Source organism: Burkholderia sp. AU45274 (assembly GCF_030482505.1).
Lineage (GTDB): Bacteria > Pseudomonadota > Gammaproteobacteria > Burkholderiales > Burkholderiaceae > Burkholderia.
The window spans coordinates 1-3,421 of sequence record NZ_JAUJQE010000031.1 but is presented as its reverse complement, the minus strand read 5'-3'; the positions used below and the strand labels follow the sequence as shown (position 1 = coordinate 3,421).

General features: G+C 53.8%; 3 protein-coding genes and 1 pseudogene. All 4 read right to left on the bottom strand.

The window, feature by feature from the left end; all coding sequences use genetic code 11:
* Positions 1-217 precede the first annotated feature (217 nt).
* Positions 218-625 (bottom strand): DUF6258 family protein, encoded by a 408-nt coding sequence (locus tag QZM35_RS38035; protein ID WP_301777784.1) that lies wholly within the window; start codon positions 623-625, stop codon positions 218-220.
* A 377-nt stretch (positions 626-1,002) separates the two neighbouring features.
* A pseudogene (locus tag QZM35_RS38030) lies at positions 1,003-1,721 on the bottom strand (RHS repeat-associated core domain-containing protein); the annotation flags it as partial.
* A gap of 137 nt (positions 1,722-1,858) precedes the next feature.
* On the bottom strand, positions 1,859-2,281 hold the full coding sequence (locus QZM35_RS38025) for a hypothetical protein (protein ID WP_301777783.1): 423 nt from the start codon (positions 2,279-2,281) through the stop codon (positions 1,859-1,861).
* A partial coding sequence (locus tag QZM35_RS38020; RefSeq protein WP_301777782.1) for an RHS repeat-associated core domain-containing protein occupies positions 2,274-3,421 on the bottom strand: 1,148 nt, incomplete at its 5' end. The genes QZM35_RS38025 and QZM35_RS38020, both read right to left, overlap by 8 nt.

Below are 3,421 nucleotides of genomic sequence, written 5' to 3'. Positions count from 1 at the left end.
TCAACCCGTGGACGTGTCCCGAGCCATACGTGAGCCAATCGACGGCATGGCCGTCCGGCCTGACCGTTCTGATGCGGTTACCGATTTCGTCGTACTGGTGATGCCACACGAAGCTCCGGCTCGCGCCAAATACGTTGTACGTGTGATGCCATGAGACTTACCGATCTTCGTCCTGACGCGCGCCACCAGCCCTTCGTTCTTTACGATCTCGTTAATATCACTCGACTGCAGTCAATCCGCCTTCGCTCTCAATATAAACCGACTCCGCAACGATTTTCACTTTAACCTCTTCCGAATGACCTCGCTCATCAGCCGAATCAATTCCTAATTTAATTGTCCAAAATCCGTCAAAATCGGCCCGCTCTACCGACACCGAATTTATAAGGTCATTAGGCAACAGCCCCTCTGGACTCATTGAGAAATGCTTCACATTCGTGAACACAAGAAGCCCATTCTCCACATCTTCGTCCGTGTAAAAATCCCAATTTCCACATTCAGATCGAATTCTAGATATAAGATCAACCTGAATTCTAACAATTGACTCCCAAGAATCTATCAATATCGCCTTACATGCGCGATCACCAAGATAGACAGTTTTAAAAAAATCACGTGGGTTTTCTATCATTTCAGTGGAATATGAGCAGCTGCACTATTTGACGGAACAACGTTTCCATTTACATCCAAAGAGACACCTTGCCCTTTCATATTGGGGCCAGTTCCGATTGCATGAGCGTGACCGTGCGGGCACGAATTATTTGCGTGCCCTTTAGGGTTCAATCGATAACAATTGGACCCATTCGCGTACAAGGTATGCGTACCAACCCCCGCGCTTCTCGCTACTGTACTACCGCCAACAGGCTCAATTACGGCATTCCCTCTGCCGTCAACAATTACTCTCCCAATTGGAGCTTTAGTAATCGGATCGATCGGAGCCGTATTGGGCGCAGGAACCGATACACTCGGTTGATTCGGGGCCGGTAATGCTGGAACGCTGCTGCCAGTCAGCCCAAGGGGATCGATCCATACGACCGGGTTCGGCGCATACGCATAGACGTTGATCCCCCCACGAGTCCGATCGGATCCTTCGACACGAACCGCCCACTGTTCGGATCGTAGTACCGATACCGGTTATAGTGCAGCCCCGTCTCATCATCAACCTGCTGCCCCTGGAACCGCAACGGATTCCGCGGCACGATCCCCGCCGCCTTCGACGCCCGCGCGATCACCTCCCGCGCTTCCCCCCACGCCTTATACGACGCCTCCCACACCACGTCGCCTTCATCATCCGTCAGCAATTGCGGCGTGCCGATCTGATCACAGTGGTAATAGAACGCGTGCGCCTCACCCACCCGCTCCGGCAACCGTTGCAACGGATCGCCTTCCGGTACATAGCGATCGGTCTCACGGCGTGACGACGTCTCGAACCCTTCTACCGACGCACTCGCGTACTGCACCATCGGCACGAACGAACCCGCTTCGTAAAGGTAATGCGTGCTGCCCTGCTCCCCGCTCTCATACGCCAGCATGTCGCCATCCCACCCGAACACCGTGCGCTCGCCGTTCACCTCTTTCGCGATGCGACGTCCCAGCGCATCGTGGTAGTACCGCGACTCGCTCCTGCGAGCGACCTCCTCAACCGTCGCTGCAGTCATCCGATTGAACGCGTTCCACTCGTAACGCTGCTCACCCGCTGGCGATCTGCGGTGGACGAGATTGCCTCGCATAGTTGCTCGGTTTGCCGTCGCCGACGGCACATTCTATAGTTCCCTCATATTGCTACTAACCTTCAAGAGTGATTCACAAGCACTTCCCTCCACTCAAAATTAACGTCTTAAATTTATAATAGAATTCTCCCCCATCAGGCCCCGACAGCCAAATCCGGAAGAGAAATACCATTTCTATCCAATATAGACATTACCCTATCCAAGAACTTCAAAGGAAGATCCGTCTTCTCCCCATAAAGATCAACAATCCCAACCTCCACCACACTATCAACCAAATTAGAAAATTCACTTATTAAATCACTACTAGACAGCGCATCCTTAAGATCATCTGGCATTGGATCACCCCGCCCATTTAGATCAAGCAATGCGCCTCGCGAATCCCACTCCACCAAGCTTCGACTGGAGGCTATCGAATCCAGATGATTCAACAAGGCGTCGATAGCTGGATGAGAAATCCCCTTGGCTTCACAGTACCGCCGCAAGCACAAAGACGCATAGAGCTGCTTCCCTTCAGAAGGGCAGCTCTCCAATCTTTCAAGCAGCTTCACTCTATCCATGATGTCCACATCGTTGAATTAAATTCATATTAAATTTCCTGAGCAACGGATTACACACCGTGCACGGCGTCTTGTCGGTGCCATGAATTCCACTCGTACTATTTTTACCACGTACGTTGGCTACAGATATCGTCGCACCATCCAAGTCAACACCCTTGTTCCTTGCTCTAGCGATCGCATTCACCTCGGCACATTGAGCATCGAACTCATTCGGCGGAATATCCTTCAATGCGTCTTCGACCTCTGGATTAGTAACGCCACCTTGATTTCGCCCAATAACGATACGCCCATCCTTGGAAACAATCACAGCAACGGTATTCGGTCGCTGCGATGCCGGCAGATTTTGTGCTTTATCTGCAAGCCGGCCCGCAAGTGTGCCACTCAAGCCCAAAGGATCCACCCACTGCACTGGACTTGGCGTGTATTGATAGACGTTCAGCCCACCCGCAAGTCCAATTGGATCTTTGCCAATGAACCGGCCACTATCCGGATCGTAATACCTGTGCCGGTTATAGTGCAGCCCCGTCTCATCATCGACCTGCTGCCCCTGGAACCGCAGCGAATTCCTCGGCGTAATCCCCGCCGCCTTCGACGCCCGCGCGATAACCTCCCGCGCTTCTCCCCACGCCTTATACGAAGCCTCCCACACCACATCGCCTTCATCATCCGTCAGCAATTGCGGCGTGCCGATCTGATCACAGTGGTAATAGAACGCGTGCGCCTCACCCACCCGCTCCGGCAACCGTTGCAACGGATCGTCTTCCGGTACATAGCGATCGGTCTCACGCCGTGACGACGTCTCGAACCCGTCTACCGATGCACTCACGTACTGCACCATCGGCACGAACGAACCCGCTTCGTAAAGGTAATGCGTGCTGCCCTGCTCCCCGCTCTCATACGCCAGCGTGTCGCCATCCCACCCGAACACCGTGCGCTCGCCGTTCACCTCTTTCGCGATCCGACGTCCCAGCGCATCGTAGTAGTACCGCGACTCGCTCCTGCGAGCCACCTCGTCAACCGTCGCTGCAGTCATCCGATTGAACGCGTTCCACTCGTAACGCTGCTCACCCGCTGGCGATCTGCGATGAACGAGATTGCCGCGCGCGTCGTACGCGAAATGCTCCCCCGCGTATTGCTTCA